This is a genomic window from Staphylococcus felis (genome assembly GCF_003012915.1).
GTDB classification, from domain to species: domain Bacteria; phylum Bacillota; class Bacilli; order Staphylococcales; family Staphylococcaceae; genus Staphylococcus; species Staphylococcus felis.
Window position 1 is genome coordinate 1,568,687 of record NZ_CP027770.1, and the last position, 20,616, is coordinate 1,589,302.

The following is a 20,616-nucleotide window of genomic DNA, read 5'->3' on the forward strand; positions in this document are numbered from 1 at the left end:
TTGTAATTTGAACTGTGATTTGGTATTTTTATTAAGCATTAAACAAAATGTTTAGTAAAAGTAAACAAATCACTTTTTTTAGGAGTAATCAATGGAAATTGGTCAAAAATTAAAAGATTTAAGGCGCTTTAAAAACTTAACACAAGAAGAGTTGGGTGAACGTACGGACCTTTCAAAAGGATACATCTCACAAATTGAAAGCAACAAAACGTCTCCGAGTATGGAAACATTTTTAAATATTCTTGAAGTATTAGGGACGACACCTCAAGCTTTTTTTGATATACATCAGGTTCAAAAGGTCCATTATCCAGAGTCAGCACAACTGACCTATGATGCGAGTGATGTGGGGTATCATTTGAAGTGGCCAGTACGTACATCAAATGAACATGAAATGGAGCCGCTGATTTTAACTTTGGCACCTCATTCAACATATAAGGACTTTGAACCTTCATCTTCAGACACTTTTGTTTATTGTTTAGAGGGGACTATTACGCTGAAGCTGGGGACAAATAGTTATACTGCTCAACAGGGAGATGCGCTTTATTTCAAGGCGCATATGACACATCAATTATTAAACGTGAGTAATCAATCTACTAAAGTGATGATTGTTGCTACGTCATCATACTTATAGTAAGGAGACTACACAATGAAGCAATTTTTAACAATGACAAATTTATCTAAAAGCTATGATCAACAAACAATATTGAAAAATATTGATTTAGAGATTGAAAGTGGGTTGTTTTATACCATTTTGGGGCCTTCAGGTTGTGGAAAAACGACTATTCTTAAACTCATTGCAGGTTTTGAAAAACCGGATGCTGGAGATATTGTTTATAAAGGGAAGCGTATGAATGAGATTCCATCAAATCAGAGACAAGTGAATACAGTGTTTCAAGACTATGCACTCTTTCCTCATTTAAATGTATTTGAAAATGTTGCGTTCGGTTTGAAGCTCAAAAAAATGGCCAAAAAAGAGATAGCTCAAAAAGTGAGTGAGGCATTAAAATTAGTCAAACTTGAGGAATATCGGCAAAGTTCAATTCAGGCATTAAGTGGGGGACAAAAGCAACGTATTGCCATCGCACGTGCTATCGTTAACGAGCCGGAGATTTTATTATTAGACGAGTCCCTCTCGGCATTGGATTTAAATTTAAGAACAGAGATGCAATATGAGTTGAGAGCGTTACAGTCTCGTTTAGGTATTACATTTGTATTTGTAACACATGATCAAGAAGAGGCGCTAGCTCTAAGTGATTACATATTTGTAATGCGTGAAGGTAAGATTGAACAATTTGGGACACCTACAGATATATATGACGAGCCCGTCAATCGTTATGTAGCTGATTTTATTGGAGAATCAAATATTGTAGAAGGAACGATGGTACAAGATTATATCGTCAATATATATGGTCAAGATTTTGAATGTGTTGATAAAGATATCATGCCAGAAACACAAGTGGATGTAGTGATACGCCCTGAAGATATTGAGATTGTACCTGAACATGAAGGACTATTCAAAGCTGTGGTTGTGTCTACGTTGTTTCGAGGCGTACATTATGAAATGATTTGTAAGGATGCCAAAGGATATGAATGGACGATTCAATCTACAAAGAATGTTGAAATCGATTCACGTGTAGGATTGAAATTTGAGCCGGATGCGATACACATCATGGTACCTGGTGAAACTGAAGAAGAATTTGATAAACGTATTGAAGGTTATGGGGTATAACAAAATGAGAAATATTAACAGATTCTTGGCGATTCCATATGTATTGTGGATGATCATTTTTATCATTATTCCAGTTATTTTACTTTGTTACTTTTCTTTACTGGATCAACAAGGACACTTCTCACTAGTCAATTATAAGCAATTTTTAACTTGGACGTATATGCAAATGTTATGGTCATCTATAGTTTATGCTGCAATTATCACTTTATTGTGTTTATTAATCAGCTATCCTGCTGCATATTGGATTAGACAGTCTGCCCACGCATCAACTTGGTTAGTGATCATGATTGTCCCAACATGGATGAATTTACTACTTAAGACATATGCATTTATCGGCCTTTTAAGTCATGATGGTATTATCAATAGAATTTTGAGTGTGTTTCAAGTGCCAACTCAAGATATATTGTTTACAGTTCCAGCATTTATCATTGTGGCCGTGTACATTTATATCCCATTCATGCTACTGCCTTTATACAATAGTATGAAAGATATACCACAACCCTTGATACTTGCAGCACAAGATTTAGGCGCAAATAAGTTTACAGTGATTCGTAAGGTAGTTATTCCACTCACATTAGAAGGGATTAAAACAGGAATACAAGTGACATTCATACCTGCGCTTTCTTTATTTATGATTACGCGTTTAATTGCAGGAAATAAAGTGATTAATATCGGTACTGCGATTGAAGAGCAATTTTTAGTGATTCAAAATTATGGAATGGGATCGACCATCGCATTATTCTTAGTCTTATTTATGGCTGTTATTTTGATATTCACACGTACAAAAAATAAAGGAGGCTTAATGCGATGAAGTGGTATGGTAAATGTTATTTATATATTTTATTGTTCATTTTGTATATGCCATTATTCTTTCTGATGTTTTACTCATTCAATAGTGGAGGAAACATGATTCGTTTTGAAGGATTCACATTGGAGCACTATCAAAGTCTATTTGAAAATAAAAGACTCCTCCAAGTTATTTTTAACACGATTGCCATTGCTTTATTGGCAGCTGCCTTTTCTACTGTGATTGGTATTTTTGGAGCGCTATTAATATATTCTGTACGTCATCAATCCATTAAATTATCATTATTAACGCTCAATAATGTACTTATGGTATCTTCAGATGTCGTTATCGGGGCATCATTTTTGATCATGTTCACAGCTTTAGGTCATTTTACTGGATTTGGGTTAGGGTTGATGTCGGTTTTAATATCGCATATTGCCTTTTGTATACCTATAGTCGTTATCATTATTTTACCTAAATTATATGAAATGAATGAATCCATCCTTGATGCAGGTCGTGATTTAGGCGCTTCAGAATTTCAATTGTTAAATAAAATAGTAATTCCTCAATTAATGCCTGGAATCATAGGTGGATTTTTTATGGCACTTACCTATTCATTAGATGATTTTACGGTTAGTTTCTTTGTAACGGGAAATGGTTTTAGTGTTTTATCAGTTGAAGTATATGCAATGGCTAGACGGGGTATTAGTATGGAAGTTAATGCAATTTCCACATTACTATTTGTTGTTATAATGATGGGACTCGTGATTTATCAATTGATTAAACACCGAAAAGCGAAATCTTTCTCCAAAAATAGAGGTGCTACATTATGAAACGACTGACACAATTAGTTTTGAGCGCAATCTTTTTAGGGTTAATATGCTTAGGGATTGGTTATTGGATCAACCATGGTCATATTGGAAACCAGTCAGAAGAACGATTATATGTTTATAATTGGGGAGAGTATATCGATCCAGAGCTGATTGATCGTTTTGAATCTGAAACGGGAATACGTGTGATATATGAAACGTTTGACTCAAATGAAGCGATGGAAGCTAAAATTAGAAATGGTGGTACGCGATATGATGTCGCTTTTCCAAGTGATTATACAATTGAAAAGTTAAGAAAAGGAAATTTATTACATCGTATCGACAAAGACGCTATTCCTAACATGAAACATCTAGATCCTAGTTATTTAAATCAACCGTTTGATCCTAATAATCAGTATTCCATTCCTTATTTTTTTGGCACGGTTGGCATTTTGTATGATCAAGAGGTTTATCCGAATATTCGCTTTGATAGTTGGAATGATTTAAAAAAGCCTGAACTTAAAAATGACGTTCTTTTAGTGGACGGTGCACGTGAAATAATGGGTTTATCATTAAACAGTTTAGGATACAGTTTAAATGATACGAATCAAACTCATCTGGCTGAAGCAGAGTCTCATTTAAAATCATTTGCTCCAAATATTAAAGGGGTTGTCGGTGATGAAATTGCAATGATGTTAGAACAACATGAAGCGAATGTAGCTGTAATTTGGAGTGGCTCTGCCGCACCGATATTCAACGCAGACGATCGTTTTAATTACGTTGTACCTAAAGATGGTTCGAACTTGTGGTTTGATAATATGGTCATTCCAAAAACAGCACAGAATGTAAAAGGTGCGCATCAGTTTATTAACTTCTTATTGGAACCAGATGTTAATAAACAAAATACAGAATGGGTAGAATATGGGACTCCAAATCAAACAGCACGTAATATGCTACCCGAAGAAATCCGTAATGATATACGTGTTTATCCTACCAAAGAAGAACAGCAAAGACTTGAAGTTTATAAAGATTTGGGACCAGACGTATTAAACGAATATAATGAACGGTTTTTGAACTTTAAAATGGCACTATAAATATTTAGACATTAAGATATAATGATGTTATAGTTAACAAATTGAATAAGGAGTGAAATTATGGCAAGAGATGCATATACACAAATAAGGCGTCCTTTGAATCGACTTGCTGAAAAAATACTGGGATGGCTCAGTTGGATTTTGATATTAGCAACCACAGTTGTAGCAATGTTTTTTGGATTAGTCCTATTCAGTAATGAAAACTCCATCCAAAACCTAGAAAATGCTATCGCTAATAATAGTTTCTTTCAAGAATTATTGACGAATAATAATATGACGTCTACTCAATTAGTGATTATGTTTCAAAATGGAGTTTGGGCTTTTATTGTTTATTTGATAATTTGTTTGTTGATTTCATTCCTCGCATTGATTTCAATGAACTATAGAATAGTATCGGGGTTATTATTTTTATTAGCGACTGTTATTACGCTTCCATTATTTTTTATTTTAGTTCCTTTATTCTTTTTTATTGTCGCTATGATGATGTTTATTCGTAGAGACAAGGTAGATTGGGTACCCGCATACCACCAACCCATCTATGATTATGAAGAAAAGCCAATCAGTAAACAATATGAGCATTCCCATTATGATGAGGAACCCATCACTCGTCATCAAGATAAAGTGACATCAGAGACAACATATGAAGCACAACCAGAAATTTTATCAAGAACGGCAAAATATAATCATAAAGTTACAAAGTCAAAAGATATACCTGAACATTCAGATGAAAATCACAATGAGAACCCTCATTCTACAGAGCAATTAAATGACAGTGTCCCACCATTTGAAGGGGAACGTGATGCTTATGATTCATCGGATAACAAACCTTATCATGAAAATGAATATGTTACACAAGATACAAGATACGAAGCGACCCAACCTTTAAAAGATGAACAGAAAGAACAACGAAAAGCTGAAAAAGCTAGGTTAAAAGAGGAACGTAAAGAAAAGAAGAAACAACAGAAAGAAGAGCGAAAAAAACGTCCGAGTGCGACGATACAACGCCGTAAAAATTTTGAAGATCGTTTAAAAATTCAACAAGAACGTGCGAATGAAGATAAATCAAATAAGTAAGCACAGTATGTTTATTAATTAAATATATAAATTAGAAAGAATAGAATGAGAGATTTTAAAAAAACAATTAATTCTCTGTTCTATTCTTTTTAAATATATCAAGAGAATTATTATGATTTAGGTTTAAAGTTTCTGTAAGAGGTAATAGAGGCATTAGGAGGTTGATAATATGGCAGATCAATATGTCTATCAAAATGAAAATGAAGCGGATCAATTTAATCATCATTCTAACCAAAGTGGTTTTATTAAAAGAACAGTAGAAAAAGTATTAACTTGGGTTGGTATTATTCTACATTTGATTTGGGCAATTATAGGTACAGTAGGTATTTCGCTTTTACCTCAATTGGCCAATAATGGTGAAATTAGAGAAGCTTTGAATGAGCAAGGTCAAAATGCTGATGAACTTGCCAATCAAAGTGTTTCGGTAGGTTCATTAATTATTCCGTTTGGGATACCCCTTGTTTTAGCAATCATTGCTGTTTTCCTATTCAAAAAGCGTATATTAGCTGGTATTTTATTAGTTATTGCTGCGCTGACAGGTTTATTCTTAAGTGGTAGCTTAATTGCAGCTATATTATGGTTGATTGCAGGTATTATGTTGTTTGCGCGTAAACCTAAAAATAACATTAATCCAAATTATAATACTGCACAACATGAACACATTAATAGCGATCGACATAACGAACATTTTGATAAATCAAAAGTGAATGATTTAAAATCAGATGTTAGTGAAAAGCGAGTGAATGACCTCGAAACAAAGGATTCATATGAAGATAAAGCTAAAAATAAGTTTGACGATTTTAAAAATAAATAACACGTAAAAAGTCTAGACATCAATCCCAAAATAATAGCGTAGAGATGATTGAATTATCTCTACGCTTTTCTGTGCGCCCGGCATGGGTAACATCTTGACGGTGAAAGTCCGTTACAGGCTTGGTAGTAGGAACTGTTAGCGAAAGACAAGGGTGTCCATTGCGAAGTGGAATCTGAAGGAAGTCGGACGCAAACACTCGCACTGACGAACAGAAACATCATACAAGGCTATGTAGAATGGATGAATCTGCAGAACAAGATAAAGTCCAATACTACCCGAGTTCTATATAGTAAATGATGCGGTGGCATGAGTGGAAAGAGGTTACATCTTACCCGGGGAGGTCTCATCAGCGGTACTCTACCGTAGTAACAACGAATGATGAGAAGTCAGCAGAAGTCATAGTAGGGAAAATGTACCGAAGGACTGAACAATATTCAATACAAAGTAAAGATTGGAGGTTATAGATTTACGACGTACAGAATACGGTTTAATCGGCAGCTTATGGAAGGATAAGTAGTGGAACGAAAAAAAAGAATACATAAGTGTGTACAGTAAATCTTAGGTGAAATGAAAGAAATGTATCGTAAGTCTCCATCATTGATGGAGCTTGTTGTAAGACCAGACAACATAGAAAAAGCTATCAAGAAAGTTAAGAAAAACAAAGGTGCTCCTGGAATTGACGGCATGAAAGTCAGTGAACTTCGTGCTCACTTTGCGCAGTACTTTTCACAGATAACGAAAAAACTGCTTGAAGGCACATACCAACCTCAAGCAGTTCGAAAAGTGCAAATTCCCAAACCAAATGGGAAAATGCGTGTGCTTGGTATCCCTGTCGCTAGAGACAGGGTAATACAACAAGCGATTAAACAAGTGATTGAACCCAGCATCGACCGAACATTTTCGAATCATAGCCATGGTTTCAGACCTAATCGTAGCACAGGAACAGCACTTAAGCAATGCGCTATTTACTACGAAGAGGGCTATAAAATAGCCGTGGATTGTGATTTGAAACAGTGCTTTGACATGTTAAATCATGATAAGCTGATGTATTTGTTCGAACGCCATGTTCAAGATAAGTCAATTTCAACATTTATCCGTAGAAGTTTACAAGTAGGTGCCATTGACCTATCTGGCGAAGTCGCAGAAAGAAAGATAGGTGCACCACAAGGGGGCGTTATCTCTCCTTTACTATGTAATATCTATCTACATGAACTGGATAAAGAACTCGAAAAGCGTGGACACCGGTTTGTACGCTATGCAGATGACTTTGTCATCTTTGTACGGACAAAACGTGCAGGTGAACGCGTAATGATGAGTGTAACGAAATTCATTGAAAAGCAACTGAAGTTGGCTGTCAATGAAGATAAAAGCAGAATAGGAGCAGTCACACGTTTAAAGTTCTTGAGTTGTCTAATAACCAAGGTAAATGGGGTTTGTCGTTTCAGACCGACTACGGAAGCAAAAAGAAATTTAATACGCGTCTTAAGGAAAATAACGAAACGAAATAGACCCGGTACCTTTAAAGACATTATCACTGAAATTAACCAAGTGACGAGAGGCTGGATAAATTACTTTGGTAGAGGTTTTATCAGAGAATTTATTGAAACCACGCAATCTTGGTTAAACCGCCGACTTAGACAACTCATACTTAAACGGTGGAAAAGAGTAAGAACTAAGTATAAGATGTTGCGCCAATATGGTCTTGACCATAGAAGTGCGATGAAAATCGCACAGTCTCGAAAAAAGTACTGGCGACTATCAAACACGCACGAGGTTCATCGTGCACTTACAACAAAACAACTCTACAAGTGGGGACTGATACCATTACCCCAGCTTGCAGAGTTGGCTTACGCAAGATATTGAACCGCCGAGTACGGAACCGTACGCTCGGTGGTGTGAGAGGACGAGTAGTCAATTAATGGCTACTCTCCTACTCGATTCTATCAATCATTCGTATTGTTTGGCTCGCATTTCCTAGGGGGGCGAGCCCCGGTCTCGACGCTCATCCTATTTCCTCAGGCGTCTCGCCAACAATACGACGTTATATATATGTCATTTTACGTCAAAATACTTTAAAAAAAGACACTTTCGTATCATTGAATGAATCATCTCATTATAAGAAAACTTCGAGATATTTATGTCCTAGCCTGTTTAAATTAGCAGATTTTAAATGATAACAATGATTAGTTGTAAAACTTTAATAGGTGATTCAATGTATCTTCTATGAAAGCGATAAAACTTTCATCGCTTTTTAATGCATCAGCTTGTGGTGTGATAGCTCTAGCGATAAAAAACTCGCCTTTTTTTACATTTTGAGCACGACGAATGCCTTGTAAAATGTCTTCCTGAGTCATCTCTTTAATCATGGACTTTTTAGGTTGTGTATGATCTAGAGAAATTTGGAATCCAGCAGGTAAATTAAGAATGTCGGTTAATTTGTTTTCAAATATTTGTGCATCATGGCCTTTATTTTTATCTTCATGCATAATACCGTACATAACGAAAAGGTGATCCTCAAATAAACCAATTTGAAAATGGGGCATCATCTTGTAACCGCGTTGATTTGTAGCGAATGCGACCCACGTATCTTTAGGTGGATTAACTGTACGTCGTGCATGTTTTGCAACGTGTGGATAAAAGGTCTCACCTGTTAAAGAAGTGAGGTATTCAGCAAAGTATTTGCCTAGCGCATGGAGTTGCGGTCGTATATGTTCATTTAATGCAGTCATACGTGCATCTAAGCCATCTATCTCAAAAACTTTGAAATCTTCTGGTTTAAAAGTGTATGTGGTCATAATTTTACTCCTTAGTTTAAAGTTCTGAATTGATTTAATTGTAGCATAATAAAAGCGTTAATACATTTAAGTTAACTCATTTTCATGTATAATAAGAATCAATAGGAGTGAAGGAAATGTATTTATATGATTATGCTAAAAGCCTTGTGTTAGAGGCAGGTAATAATATTCGCAAGTGGATGCATGAAGATTTACGTATTGAAGAAAAATCAAACTCTAATGATCTTGTAACAAATGTAGATAAATCGATTGAAAAATTTTTAGTCGCTCAAATTAAAGACACATACCCAAATCACCATATTATTGGGGAAGAGGGGCATGGTCACGATATTGATTCAGATGAAGGGATAATTTGGGTCATTGATCCTATTGACGGAACTTTAAACTTTATACATCAACGTCAGAGTTTTGCTATTTCTATTGGGATTTTTAAAAATGGTAAGCCTTATGCTGGTTTTGTTTATGATGTTACGAATGATGTGCTGTATCATGCGAGGTCGGGTCAAGGGGCTTATCAGAATGAAACGAAACTACCGTTTTTAAAAGAAACAACGGTTTCAGAGAGTATTATAGGGGTCAATCCGAATTGGTTGACTAAGCCTAAACTGGGTTCTATTCTACAGCCTATTGTCAATGACTCGAGAAGTGCACGTGCATACGGCTCAGCAGCGCTTGAGATTGTTTATGTCGCTACTGGACAGTTAGAAGCATATATGACACCGAGGTTGCAACCATGGGATTTTGCGGGAGGTTTGATTATACTTCAAGAGGTTGGAGGACGCATTACTAACTTTTTAGGAAATGCGCTATCCATTACGCAGTCGAATTCTGTCATCGTAGGTAATCAAGCGATTCACCATGAGATATTAGTGGATTATATGCAGCCCCATGACGAAATATTACAAGAGCTACATCAACGTTTTAATCAAAATAATTAAATAAGCATTGGCTGAAATTTGATATCTTTAATCCATTTACTTGTTACAATGACATTAAGCTCAAAATGAGGTCGGAAGGACACAGTCGTTTGTGTTCTTCCGACTTTTTCATAAATGATGTGATTTTTTTATGACACTATGTAGAATGTTTTGATATCACTTATGAGGTTAACGTTTTAAAAGGCATTAAAACCAATTATTTTCTTTATATTTTTTTTTCAGTGTAAAACCGTATCCTAATGTTATTAATAATAGGATAAAAGTGACAATCATCCAAAAGATATTGCTCGCAGCGATTGCAAAACTAAATGTTGTTAAAAAGAATACAGCAATAAGTGCTAGTACAAAAAATATTGTTTTAGATTTCTTCATCTATCTTGACCACCTCACTGTTTCATCGATTAATTTATATGATATAATAAACAAGTTGCAAAAGAAAGTGATAATTTACCCAAGAAAGGAAATAAAAGAATGACAAAATTAAGAGAAGATGTTCGTAATATTGCGATTATCGCTCACGTAGACCATGGTAAGACGACTTTAGTTGATGAATTATTAAAGCAATCTGGTATTTTCCGTGATAATGAACATGTAGAAGAGCGCGCGATGGACTCGAATGATATAGAGAGAGAGCGTGGTATTACCATACTAGCTAAAAATACAGCTGTAGATTATAAGAATACGCGAATTAATATTCTTGATACACCTGGACACGCTGATTTTGGTGGCGAAGTGGAGCGTATTATGAAAATGGTAGATGGTGTAGTTCTTGTTGTGGATGCATATGAAGGTACAATGCCTCAAACTCGTTTTGTACTTAAGAAGGCTTTAGAACAAGACCTAAAACCAGTTGTTGTTGTAAATAAAATTGACAAACCTGCTGCACGTCCTGAAGGCGTTGTAGATGAGGTGTTGGATTTATTTATAGAGCTTGATGCTAACGATGAACAGTTAGAGTTTCCTGTGGTGTATGCATCGGCAGTGAATGGTACAGCAAGTTTAAATGCGGATGAGCAAGATGAAAATATGAAATGTTTATACGAAACGATTTTAGAATATGTACCAGCGCCAGTGGATAATCGAGATGAACCTTTACAGTTCCAACCAGCATTACTAGACTACAATGATTATGTAGGTCGTATTGGTGTCGGACGTGTTTTTCGAGGCACAATGCGAGTGGGAGAAAACGTATCATTGCTTAAATTAGATGGCTCGATTAAGCATTTCCGTGTGACGAAAATCTTTGGTTATTTCGGTTTAAAAAGGGAAGAAATCCAAGAAGCCTATGCTGGGGATTTAATTGCAGTTTCTGGTATGGAAGATATCAACGTAGGTGAAACAATCACACCACAAGATCATCAAGAAGCGTTGCCAGTATTACGTATTGATGAACCAACACTTGAAATGACGTTCCGTGTGAATAATTCTCCATTTGCTGGAAGAGAAGGGCAATATGTTACAGCACGTCAAATTCAAGAACGTCTAGACAATCAACTTGAAACAGATGTATCACTGAAAGTCACACCAACTGACTCACCAGATGCATGGACTGTTGCAGGTCGTGGTGAGCTCCACTTATCTATTTTAATTGAGAACATGCGACGTGAAGGCTTTGAGTTACAAGTATCAAAACCTCAAGTTATTTTGAAAGATATTGATGGTGTATTACACGAACCTTTCGAAAGAGTACAAGCTGAAGTACCTGAAGAGCATGCTGGAGCTGTCATTGAATCATTAGGACGACGTAAAGGTGAGATGGTGGACATGGTAACCACTGATAATGGCTTAACACGTTTAATCTTTAATGTACCAGCTCGTGGTTTAATTGGTTATACGACTGAGTTTATGTCAATGACACGTGGCTATGGTATTATCAACCACACATTTGACGAATTTCGTCCACGTATTAAAGGGCGTATCGGTGGCCGTAGAAATGGTGTGCTTGTCTCAATGGATCAAGGTAAGGCAAGTGAATATGCAATCTTAAACTTAGAAGACCGTGGTGTTAATTTCATGGAGCCGGGTACAGAAGTTTATGAAGGAATGATTGTAGGTCAAAATAACCGTGAAAACGACTTAACTGTAAATATTACAAAAGTGAAACACCAAACAAACGTCCGTTCAGCGACAAAAGATCAAACAGAAACGATGAAACGTCCTAGAATTTTAACGCTTGAAGAGGCGCTTGAGTTTATTGATGACGATGAATTAGTAGAAGTAACACCTGAAAATGTCCGTTTAAGAAAGAAAATTTTAAACAAAGGTCAACGTGAAAAAGAAGCAAAACGTCTTAAACAAATGATGGAAGATGAAAATAAGTAATAGCCTGACAATGATAGTCGCAGGTTGAGCTTGTTTAAATGCTTAAGAAGTATCAAAATTACCGAGATGGGGCTGGGACATAATCTCAATAATCGAAAAACTTCGAGGTTTTCGTAAGAATTTACAAAAACTCTTGAAGTTTTTCCTTTCATTAGATGATACGAAAATGTCTTATTTTTTTAAGTATAATAGTGAATGATGACATGGAGTTATGAAGTCATGACGATAGCATTATTAATAATGAGATTATTTGATTCATGTTATCGAACGTCCTATAGATGATATGATTAAAAAGGAGAGGTTACCAATGGAACAAAAATTTGAACCTTTATTCCAATCACTGCATCTTGCTAATGGGCAAGTGCTTAAAAATAGATTCGTACTAGCTCCGTTGACGCATACGTTGTCAAATAGAGACGGGACAGTATCTGATGTGGAATTAAATTATATCGAATCACGAGCGAAAGATGTTGGATTGGCAATTACAGCAGCAAGTTATATTAATCGTGAAGGACAAGCCTTCCCAGGACAACCCTCCCCAGGACAACCCTCCATCTCAAAAGAGTCAGATCTTCAAGGATTACAATCGCTTGCAAAAGTGATGAAAACGAATGGCACTAAAGCTGTTATACAAATCCATCATGGAGGAGCAAAATCATTACCAGAATTTGTACCTGATGGAGATGTGAAAGGGCCTAGTGAAGTGTCGACGGTCGGTTTCGGAAAAGCTGAACCTCACGACGTTAGAGCGATGTCAAATGAAGAAATTGAACAAGCTATTAAAGATTTTGGTTATGCTACACATTTAGCAATATTAGCTGGATTTGATGGGGTTGAAATACATGGTGCCAATCACTATTTAATTCACCAATTTGTGTCACCGTATTATAATAGACGATCAGATGAATGGGGAGACCCTTTGCGCTTTCCAAAAGCGGTCGTTGATGAAGTCATCCGTACTGTACAGAATGAAGCGACTGAAGATTTTATAGTCGGTTATCGCTTTTCGCCAGAAGAAGTAGAAGAACCGGGTATTACGATGGAACTAACCAAGCAATTGATTGAGGTCTTAGTTGAACAGCCACTTGATTATTTACATGTTTCATTAATGGATATACATTCTAAAACACGTCAAGGTCAATATAAAGGTCAGAAGCGAATTGATTTACTTTTAAAATGGATTGAGCAGCGTTTGCCATTGATAGGCATAGGCTCTATTTTTACAGCTCAAGATGCGCTTAGTGCTTTTGAATCTGGCGTACCACTCATTTGTATGGGACGGGAACTATTATTGGATCACAATTTTGTTCAAAAAATTAAAAGTGGTAAAGCAGATGAGATAATTTCGCATTTCGATCATAAACGTGAAGATAAACATCATTTACCAGATGCTTTATGGAATGCATTTGCTCAAGGAATGTACCCAGTTCCTCAAGTTAAAAATGATTAATTCAATGATACGAAAGTGTATATTTTTCAAAGTATAATAGTGAATGATTCCATGCATAAACGACGTATTGATGACGAGACGCCCGAGGGAATAGGATGAGTGTTGAGACCGGGGCTCGACCCACCCCCTAGGAAATGCGAGCCATACAATACGAATGATTGATAAAAGAAAAGCGTAGAGGTGATTCAATCATGAATCATCTCTACACTATTATTTTGGGATTGATGTCCCAAGCCTTATTTTGATATATCACAGTTGTTATACTCTACGATGAAAAGGTCTTTTCAATTGTTTAGGTGTATCGACTCTACTTTTACATTCATCGCACATAAAAGTTTTGATGGGGTTGTTTTTTAATTGTTTAGCCAACAGTGTATTCTCATCGAGTAGTACTTCTGTATTACAAAGAATGCATGTGACTTTGCGCATGATTACAACACCTCGATGTGCGTGACATGACTAAACTGATATTGATAACCTTCATTTGGCATATAAACGAAACTGTCGACGCCATCATCTTCATATAGTCTTTTACCATCTTTGGCAAATTGGAAGAATAAATAAGGCAATAAATGAAATGGGATTTCTATAGCTTCGTCACTGTTAGACAGACGAATCGTTTTAACTTCAGGATAAGGTTCGGCATTTTTAAAAAATGGTGTCATATTAATGACAAATGAATCTTTTAAAACTGCTCGTTTTTGATACTCGATTTCTGAGTTTAATGTTGGAGGATTCGTTTGACCTTCAAGAATTGCCCGATTCCATTCCTGATTGTCTTCAAACTTGATGGGTTTCTTACCTTCAAAAACACCATTTTCTAAATCAGAAACTGTAATTTTTCGATCATCAAATATCCACGTTGTACTATCTAGAGTAATTGGAAATTTGACTAACCCTTTGATTTGAATCATATTAAGCACTCCCTAAGTATAGTTATAAGTTAGTTTATCATATTTACAGCGATACGTATTCCAAATTTACTTGCTTTTTACGAGGGGATAAGATAAAATTTTTAAATGAAAACACATTTATAGGGGGAGTACGTTTTGAGTACAAAAAGTAACTTTGAGTCTGTTGCGTATGACCAATTGCATAAAGATGCTGACCGTATTTTACAATTAATTAAAGTACAAATAGATAATTTAACATTACCTCAATGTGCACTGTACGAAGAGGTTTTAGATACACAGATGTATGGTTTGCAAAAAGAGGTTGACTTTGCGGTGAATATTGGTTTAGTCAACTCTGAAGATGGTAAACAGTTAATGCTTAGTCTTGAAAAAGAATTATCAAAATTACACGAAGCAAATACGAACGTGTCAAAATAAACATATGTAGTGCAACGATAGAATCAATTTTTATTTTGATATCAATGCGATGAATTGGATGATTATCATATATGAATAATATGAAAAAGCTCTTTCGATATATTTTGAAATCCTCTAAATATATCGATTTTCCATTATTAATTACTTACCTTGCACTTTGCTTTATTGGATTGACAATGGTTTATAGTGCAAGTATGGTTGCTGCGACGAGAGGAACCTTAACAGGTGGTGTTCCTGTTTCGGGAACATATTTTTATACACGACAACTCGTATATGTCATTATTGGCTTTTGTATTGTCTTTGTGATGTCATATATCATGGATGTTAAAATTCTTAAAAATCGTAATGTTCAACTTGGGATGATGGGCGTGATTATATTCCTTCTATTTGCGACTTTAGGATTTGGTAGTGAAATCAATGGCTCCAAAAGTTGGATTAACTTAGGTTTTATGAATTTACAAGCATCGGAGTTATTAAAAATTGCGGTTATTTTATATGTGCCGTATATCATCGAACGTAAACGCAAAGAGATTCAACGCCAACCATCGGCCATCATCGGCCCTATTATTTTAGTCGGATTTTGTTTAGGTCTTGTGCTTATGCAAAAAGATGTCGGCCAAACATTGCTAATTGCAGGAATCTTTTTTAGCATTATTATCTATTCAGGTATAGGTGTTAAAAACTTTTTAAAGATCGGAATGTTTTCTGGTTTAGGTCTGTTAGTTGGACTATTTTTTATTTTTGTGTTCCATATCAATATTTTACCTGATTATTTAACAGCTCGCTTTAGTGCGATTGAAAATCCCTTTAACTATGAAGATGGTATCGGGTATCATTTAGCGAATTCTCTATTAGCTATTGGTAACGGAGGATTGTTTGGTCGAGGACTAGGGAATAGTGTTATGAAGCTCGGTTACTTACCTGAAGCTCATACAGATTTTATCTTTGCTATTATTAGTGAAGAGTTGGGGCTTGTAGGAGCACTAATTGTATTAGGTCTCATTTACTTTATCGTTTATCGTGCCTTTACACTGGCTTCACGAACGACATCTTATTTTTATAAGTTAGTATGTGTTGGTATTGCGAGTTACATAGCCTTACAAGCGTTTATTAATCTAGGAGGTATCTCTGGTTTAATTCCATTGACAGGTGTACCATTACCGTTTATTAGTTTTGGTGGCTCTTCAATGATGAGCTTAAGTATTGCGATGGGACTATTGCTTATTATAGGTAAGCAAATTAAGTATGACGAGGCAAAAAAACGTTATATGGCCAAGCAAATGAAACAAACGTCTAGATATTAAATATTTTAATTATTTTTATGAAAAAGGTCAGGACTCTGATATGCTGTATGAGGTCCTGGTCTTTTTTTATAAGCACATTAAGATACGCTCATTAATCCTTACAATCTTTTTAGTAGATGAGATGCATTGATTTTTTGACAATATCACATAGGAAAAGTAAAATAGTAATGTGATTCAATATATCTTATCAAAAATGATAAGGTATACTTATGTGTTCAATTTAGAGCTCATTAGTATTTGTTATTATAAATTTTATTTAAATTACGATATAATAGAGTATATATTTTTAGAATTTTCAGAATAGTAGGAGGCGCGAAAATGAAAAAGATACATAAGCTACTGGTAGCAAACCGTGGTGAGATTGCAATTCGTATTTTTAGGGCAGCAACGGAATTAGACATAGAAACTGTAGCTATTTATTCAGCAGAGGATAAAGGTGCATTGCATAGATATAAAGCAGATGAGTCTTATTTAGTAGGTGAATCGTTGAAGCCTGGCGAAAGTTACCTCGATATTGAAGGTATCATAGATATTGCTAAAAATGCCGGTGCTGATGCAATTCATCCGGGTTATGGTTTTTTAAGTGAGAACAAACAATTCGCCGAACGCTGTCAAGAAGAAGGGATTATTTTTATAGGTCCTGAAACACGTCATTTAGATATGTTTGGTGACAAAGTTAAGGCGCGAACTACAGCGATTAATGCCGGGCTTCCTGTCATACCTGGTACAGATGGTCCTGTCGAACGATATCAAGATGTCAAAGCCTTTGCAGATGAAGTTGGATACCCACTTATGGTCAAAGCCACAAGTGGTGGTGGCGGTAAAGGTATGAGAATTGTGCGCCAAGAAAGCGAGCTTGAAGAAGCATTTGAACGTGCGAAATCAGAAGCTCAAAAATCTTTTGGTAATAGTGAAGTTTACGTTGAAAAATACATTGATCAACCGAAACATATCGAAGTTCAAATCATAGGAGATACACATGGCAATGTTATCCATTTGTATGAGAGAGACTGTTCAGTTCAGCGACGACATCAAAAAGTAGTTGAAGTTGCGCCATCAGTGAGTCTAGATGACGATTTACGTGGAAAGATTTGCGATGCAGCTGTGCACTTAATGTCTCATATTCAGTATGTGAATGCCGGTACTGTTGAATTTTTAGTTTCAGGAGATGCGTTTTATTTTATAGAGGTGAACCCACGAGTACAAGTAGAGCATACAATTACAGAAATGATTACAGGTGTGGATATCGTTAAAAGTCAAATTTTAATAGCAGACGGTGGTGATATTCATCAAAGTGATATTGCAATACCACAACAGTCAGACATTCATACTCTAGGCTATGCTATACAGTGTCGTATTACAACAGAAGATCCAACGCAAGATTTCATGCCTGATACAGGTCGTATAGTAGCATATCGTTCAACGGGTGGATTTGGTGTTCGCTTAGATGCGGGAGATGCTTTTCAAGGTGCTGTGATTTCGCCGTATTATGATTCATTATTAGTAAAAGTGTCTACACATGCATTAAGTTACAAAGATGCGCGTGAAAAAATGGAACGTTCGTTACAAGAAATGCGTATTCGTGGCGTCAAAACGAATATTCGCTTTTTAAGAAATGTTATTAATCATGACAAGTTTATTACGGGCGACTATACAACTAAATTTTTAGATCAGGCACAAGAACTTTTTATTGTTGAACCTTCGCGTGACAGAGGAACGAAAACTTTAGAATATATTGGTAATGTTACTGTAAATGGGTTTCCAAATGTTGAAAAAAGGTCTAAGCCTCATTTTGAGCGTCTAATTTTACCAAGCTTAGATCTAAAAAAGAAACAACAGTTAAAGGGAACGAAACAACTTCTTGATGAAAAGGGACCCAAAGCTGTTGCAGATTGGGTTAAATCACAAGATGATGTGTTAATCACAGATACGACATTTAGAGATGCACATCAATCGTTACTGGCAACTCGAGTACGTACACATGACTTATTAAATATTGCACCAAAAACTGCAGAAGTCATGAATGATAATTTCTCTTTAGAATTATGGGGAGGTGCGACGTTTGATGTAGCTTATAACTTCTTAAAAGAAAACCCTTGGGAGCGTTTGACTCAATTGAGAAAAGCAATTCCTAATGTATTATTTCAGATGCTATTACGTGCATCTAATGCAGTAGGTTATAAAAATTATCCTGATAATGTCATTCAAAAATTCGTTGAAGAAAGTGCGAAAGCAGGTATTGATGTATTCAGAATTTTTGACTCTTTAAACTGGGTTGAACAAATGAAAGTCGCAAATGAAGCTGTTCAAAAGGCAGGGAAAATTTCAGAAGGTACGATTTGTTATACTGGTGACATTTTGAATGTGGAACGATCAAACATTTATACAATTGAGTATTACGTCAAACTTGCTCAAACATTAGAACGTGAAGGATTCCACATGTTAGCGATTAAAGATATGGCTGGTTTATTAAAGCCACGTGCTGCTTATGAACTGATTGGTGAGTTGAAATCAGTCGTTGATATACCAATCCACCTTCATACACACGATACAAGTGGAAATGGTGTATTAACATACAAACAAGCGATAGATGCGGGTGTCGATGTTATTGATACAGCGGTTGCTGCCATGTCAGGACTAACAAGTCAACCAAGTAGTAACTCACTATACTATGCAATGAGTGGATTTGATCGTCGCGTTCGTATGGATATCGACGGTCATGAAACTTTATCACACTATTGGGATACAGTGCGCCCATATTACAGCGATTTTGAAAGTGATATGAAATCACCGCACACTGAAATTTATCAGCATGAAATGCCAGGTGGACAATACTCAAATCTTAGACAACAAGCCAAAAGTTTAGGATTAGCTGAAAGGTTCAATGAAGTCAAAGATATGTATCGTCGTGTGAACTTTTTATTTGGAGATATCGTCAAAGTTACCCCGTCATCAAAAGTTGTAGGGGACATGGCATTGTATATGGTCCAAAATGATTTAGACGAAACTACAGTGATTAAAGATGGTCATAAGCTTGACTTTCCAGAGTCAGTTGTATCCTTTTTTAAAGGTGAAATAGGCCAACCTGTCAATGGATTTAATAAACATTTACAAGAAGTTATTTTAAAAGGGCAACAACCTCTAACAGAACGCCCTGGAGAGTATCTTGAACCAATTGATTTTGACGAATTGAAACAAGAGCTACAAAACATCCAAGACGAAGAAGTCACAGAGCAAGATTTAATAAGTTATGCGTTATATCCAAAAGTTTATGAACAATATGTTAAAACATATCAGCAATTTGGACGTATTTCAATTTTAGATACACCGACATGTTTCTTTGGTATGAGAGATAATGAAACGATAGAAATAGAGATAGATAAAGGTAAAATTCTAATTGTTACATTAAAAACAATCACAAAACCAGACGAGAATGGCTTTAGAACAGTATTTTTTGATATGAATGGACAAGCGCGTCGTATTCAAGTGAAAGATGAAAATATCAAAGCTGAGAATGTATTAAAGCCAAAAGCTGATAAAAGTAATACAAATCACATCGGCGCACAAATGCCAGGTACCGTTATCGAAGTGAAAGTAAAAGAGGGTGACCAGGTCGAGGTTGGACAGTCATTGCTTATTACAGAAGCTATGAAGATGGAGACAACCATTCAAGCCCCATTTAAAGGAACAGTTAAGAAAGTGTATGTTACTGCGAATGATTCTATCGCGACACAAGACTTATTGATTGAACTAACACCTGAAACATAAATCGTATTGATATGTAAATGAAAAATTAAATATAGATGTGAAAGCGGCTGTGACATAATATCTCAGTAATCAAAAAACTTCGAGGTTTTCGTAAGAATTAACGAAAAATCTCGAAGTTTTTCCTTTAACTAGATGACTAATTGAATAATATGGGTTCTATAGTAAATCGGACTGGTGTATAAATATTTCATTTATTTGATTGTTCCATAAAGCCTTGCTTTTCTAGGCGCCTCACCTCAACTCATTTTAAGATTGAACTTACCCAATCTTAAAATGGATTTTCGATTACGGCAAGATGCCTCAGAAGTCTCGGCTTAGGAAACAATCAAATGTGCTATATTTATTCACATCCCTAAGTTATAAAATATGTTTTACCAACTCAATTTTACTGATTTATGTTG

Annotated in this window: 18 protein-coding genes; 14 read left to right on the forward strand and 4 right to left on the reverse strand. The window is 35.7% G+C overall.

The window, feature by feature from the left end:
- Window positions 1-91: 91 nt before the first annotated feature.
- The 8 genes from C7J90_RS07310 to ltrA all read left to right on the forward strand — a co-directional run bounded on the left by C7J90_RS07310 (window position 92) and on the right by ltrA (window position 8,170).
- Entirely contained in the window at window positions 92-631 is a 540-nt protein-coding gene (locus C7J90_RS07310; RefSeq protein ID WP_103208834.1) for a helix-turn-helix domain-containing protein, read from the forward strand.
- A 15-nt stretch (window positions 632-646) separates the two neighbouring features.
- Window positions 647-1,729 (forward strand): ABC transporter ATP-binding protein, encoded by a 1,083-nt coding sequence (locus C7J90_RS07315; protein ID WP_103208832.1) that lies wholly within the window; start codon window positions 647-649, stop codon window positions 1,727-1,729.
- Between the two features lie 4 nt (window positions 1,730-1,733).
- Window positions 1,734-2,540, forward strand: a complete 807-nt coding sequence (locus tag C7J90_RS07320; protein ID WP_103208830.1) for an ABC transporter permease — start codon at window positions 1,734-1,736, stop codon at window positions 2,538-2,540.
- Complete coding sequence (locus C7J90_RS07325; protein ID WP_103208827.1) at window positions 2,537-3,349, forward strand: ABC transporter permease; 813 nt, start codon at window positions 2,537-2,539, stop codon at window positions 3,347-3,349. Before C7J90_RS07320 ends, C7J90_RS07325 begins: the two co-directional genes overlap by 4 nt.
- Window positions 3,346-4,419, forward strand: a complete 1,074-nt coding sequence (locus C7J90_RS07330; protein WP_103208825.1) for an ABC transporter substrate-binding protein — start codon at window positions 3,346-3,348, stop codon at window positions 4,417-4,419. Before C7J90_RS07325 ends, C7J90_RS07330 begins: the two co-directional genes overlap by 4 nt.
- A 60-nt stretch (window positions 4,420-4,479) precedes the next feature.
- Window positions 4,480-5,493 (forward strand): lipoteichoic acid stability factor AuxB, encoded by a 1,014-nt coding sequence (auxB, locus tag C7J90_RS07335; protein WP_103208823.1) that lies wholly within the window; start codon window positions 4,480-4,482, stop codon window positions 5,491-5,493.
- Window positions 5,494-5,662: 169 nt separating this feature from the next.
- Window positions 5,663-6,307, forward strand: a complete 645-nt coding sequence (locus C7J90_RS07340; protein WP_103208821.1) for a DUF4064 domain-containing protein — start codon at window positions 5,663-5,665, stop codon at window positions 6,305-6,307.
- Window positions 6,308-6,883: 576 nt separating this feature from the next.
- On the forward strand, window positions 6,884-8,170 hold the full coding sequence (ltrA, locus tag C7J90_RS07345) for a group II intron reverse transcriptase/maturase (protein ID WP_106465124.1): 1,287 nt from the start codon (window positions 6,884-6,886) through the stop codon (window positions 8,168-8,170).
- A gap of 320 nt (window positions 8,171-8,490) precedes the next feature.
- On the opposite strand, the gene C7J90_RS07350 is transcribed toward ltrA, so the two are convergent.
- Window positions 8,491-9,102 carry a YktB family protein gene (locus C7J90_RS07350; protein WP_103209049.1) on the reverse strand — a complete coding sequence of 204 codons (612 nt, stop codon included), beginning with the start codon at window positions 9,100-9,102 and terminating at the stop codon, window positions 8,491-8,493.
- A gap of 116 nt (window positions 9,103-9,218) precedes the next feature.
- Here C7J90_RS07350 and C7J90_RS07355 point away from each other — a divergent pair, with 116 nt between their 5' ends.
- Window positions 9,219-10,040: an inositol monophosphatase family protein gene (locus C7J90_RS07355; protein ID WP_103209050.1), complete on the forward strand. Its 822-nt coding sequence runs from the start codon at window positions 9,219-9,221 to the stop codon at window positions 10,038-10,040.
- A 186-nt stretch (window positions 10,041-10,226) separates the two neighbouring features.
- Here C7J90_RS07355 and C7J90_RS07360 read toward each other — a convergent pair whose 3' ends face one another.
- The gene (locus C7J90_RS07360; protein WP_103209052.1) at window positions 10,227-10,412 is read right to left on the reverse strand and encodes a DUF5325 family protein; all 186 of its coding nucleotides are present in this window, start codon (window positions 10,410-10,412) and stop codon (window positions 10,227-10,229) included.
- Window positions 10,413-10,511: 99 nt separating this feature from the next.
- On the opposite strand from C7J90_RS07360, the gene typA reads away from it, so the two are divergent.
- Together typA and C7J90_RS07370 are read left to right on the forward strand one after the other, a co-directional pair.
- The gene (typA, locus tag C7J90_RS07365) at window positions 10,512-12,362 is read left to right on the forward strand and encodes a translational GTPase TypA (protein ID WP_103209053.1); all 1,851 of its coding nucleotides are present in this window, start codon (window positions 10,512-10,514) and stop codon (window positions 12,360-12,362) included.
- Window positions 12,363-12,669: 307 nt separating this feature from the next.
- Complete coding sequence (locus tag C7J90_RS07370; protein ID WP_103209055.1) at window positions 12,670-13,812, forward strand: NADH-dependent flavin oxidoreductase; 1,143 nt, start codon at window positions 12,670-12,672, stop codon at window positions 13,810-13,812.
- Window positions 13,813-14,070: 258 nt separating this feature from the next.
- Here C7J90_RS07370 and C7J90_RS07375 read toward each other — a convergent pair whose 3' ends face one another.
- Complete coding sequence (locus tag C7J90_RS07375; RefSeq protein ID WP_103209056.1) at window positions 14,071-14,241, reverse strand: DUF2197 domain-containing protein; 171 nt, start codon at window positions 14,239-14,241, stop codon at window positions 14,071-14,073.
- A 2-nt stretch (window positions 14,242-14,243) separates the two neighbouring features.
- Complete coding sequence (locus C7J90_RS07380) at window positions 14,244-14,726, reverse strand: hypothetical protein (protein WP_103209058.1); 483 nt, start codon at window positions 14,724-14,726, stop codon at window positions 14,244-14,246.
- A gap of 135 nt (window positions 14,727-14,861) precedes the next feature.
- Between C7J90_RS07380 and C7J90_RS07385 the strand changes: the two genes are divergently transcribed.
- The 3 genes from C7J90_RS07385 (at window position 14,862) to C7J90_RS07395 (ending at window position 20,215) form a co-directional block, all read left to right on the forward strand.
- Complete coding sequence (locus tag C7J90_RS07385) at window positions 14,862-15,143, forward strand: Fpa/YlaN family protein (RefSeq protein ID WP_103209059.1); 282 nt, start codon at window positions 14,862-14,864, stop codon at window positions 15,141-15,143.
- Window positions 15,144-15,214: 71 nt separating this feature from the next.
- Window positions 15,215-16,447: a cell division peptidoglycan polymerase FtsW gene (gene ftsW, locus C7J90_RS07390; protein ID WP_103209061.1), complete on the forward strand. Its 1,233-nt coding sequence runs from the start codon at window positions 15,215-15,217 to the stop codon at window positions 16,445-16,447.
- 318 nt (window positions 16,448-16,765) lie between these two features.
- Window positions 16,766-20,215, forward strand: a complete 3,450-nt coding sequence (locus C7J90_RS07395; RefSeq protein ID WP_103209779.1) for a pyruvate carboxylase — start codon at window positions 16,766-16,768, stop codon at window positions 20,213-20,215.
- Window positions 20,216-20,616 lie beyond the last annotated feature (401 nt).

Coding starts and splice junctions, on each gene's coding strand:
- C7J90_RS07310 (WP_103208834.1), top strand. CDS start 92: ATGGAAATTGGTCAAAAATTAAAAGATTTAAGGCGCTTTAAAAACTTA.
- C7J90_RS07315 (WP_103208832.1), top strand. CDS start 647: ATGAAGCAATTTTTAACAATGACAAATTTATCTAAAAGCTATGATCAA.
- C7J90_RS07320 (WP_103208830.1), top strand. CDS start 1,734: ATGAGAAATATTAACAGATTCTTGGCGATTCCATATGTATTGTGGATG.
- C7J90_RS07325 (WP_103208827.1), top strand. CDS start 2,537: ATGAAGTGGTATGGTAAATGTTATTTATATATTTTATTGTTCATTTTG.
- C7J90_RS07330 (WP_103208825.1), top strand. CDS start 3,346: ATGAAACGACTGACACAATTAGTTTTGAGCGCAATCTTTTTAGGGTTA.
- auxB (WP_103208823.1), top strand. CDS start 4,480: ATGGCAAGAGATGCATATACACAAATAAGGCGTCCTTTGAATCGACTT.
- C7J90_RS07340 (WP_103208821.1), top strand. CDS start 5,663: ATGGCAGATCAATATGTCTATCAAAATGAAAATGAAGCGGATCAATTT.
- ltrA (WP_106465124.1), top strand. CDS start 6,884: ATGTATCGTAAGTCTCCATCATTGATGGAGCTTGTTGTAAGACCAGAC.
- C7J90_RS07350 (WP_103209049.1), bottom strand. CDS start 9,102: ATGACCACATACACTTTTAAACCAGAAGATTTCAAAGTTTTTGAGATA.
- C7J90_RS07355 (WP_103209050.1), top strand. CDS start 9,219: ATGTATTTATATGATTATGCTAAAAGCCTTGTGTTAGAGGCAGGTAAT.
- C7J90_RS07360 (WP_103209052.1), bottom strand. CDS start 10,412: ATGAAGAAATCTAAAACAATATTTTTTGTACTAGCACTTATTGCTGTA.
- typA (WP_103209053.1), top strand. CDS start 10,512: ATGACAAAATTAAGAGAAGATGTTCGTAATATTGCGATTATCGCTCAC.
- C7J90_RS07370 (WP_103209055.1), top strand. CDS start 12,670: ATGGAACAAAAATTTGAACCTTTATTCCAATCACTGCATCTTGCTAAT.
- C7J90_RS07375 (WP_103209056.1), bottom strand. CDS start 14,241: ATGCGCAAAGTCACATGCATTCTTTGTAATACAGAAGTACTACTCGAT.
- C7J90_RS07380 (WP_103209058.1), bottom strand. CDS start 14,726: ATGATTCAAATCAAAGGGTTAGTCAAATTTCCAATTACTCTAGATAGT.
- ftsW (WP_103209061.1), top strand. CDS start 15,215: ATGAATAATATGAAAAAGCTCTTTCGATATATTTTGAAATCCTCTAAA.
- C7J90_RS07395 (WP_103209779.1), top strand. CDS start 16,766: ATGAAAAAGATACATAAGCTACTGGTAGCAAACCGTGGTGAGATTGCA.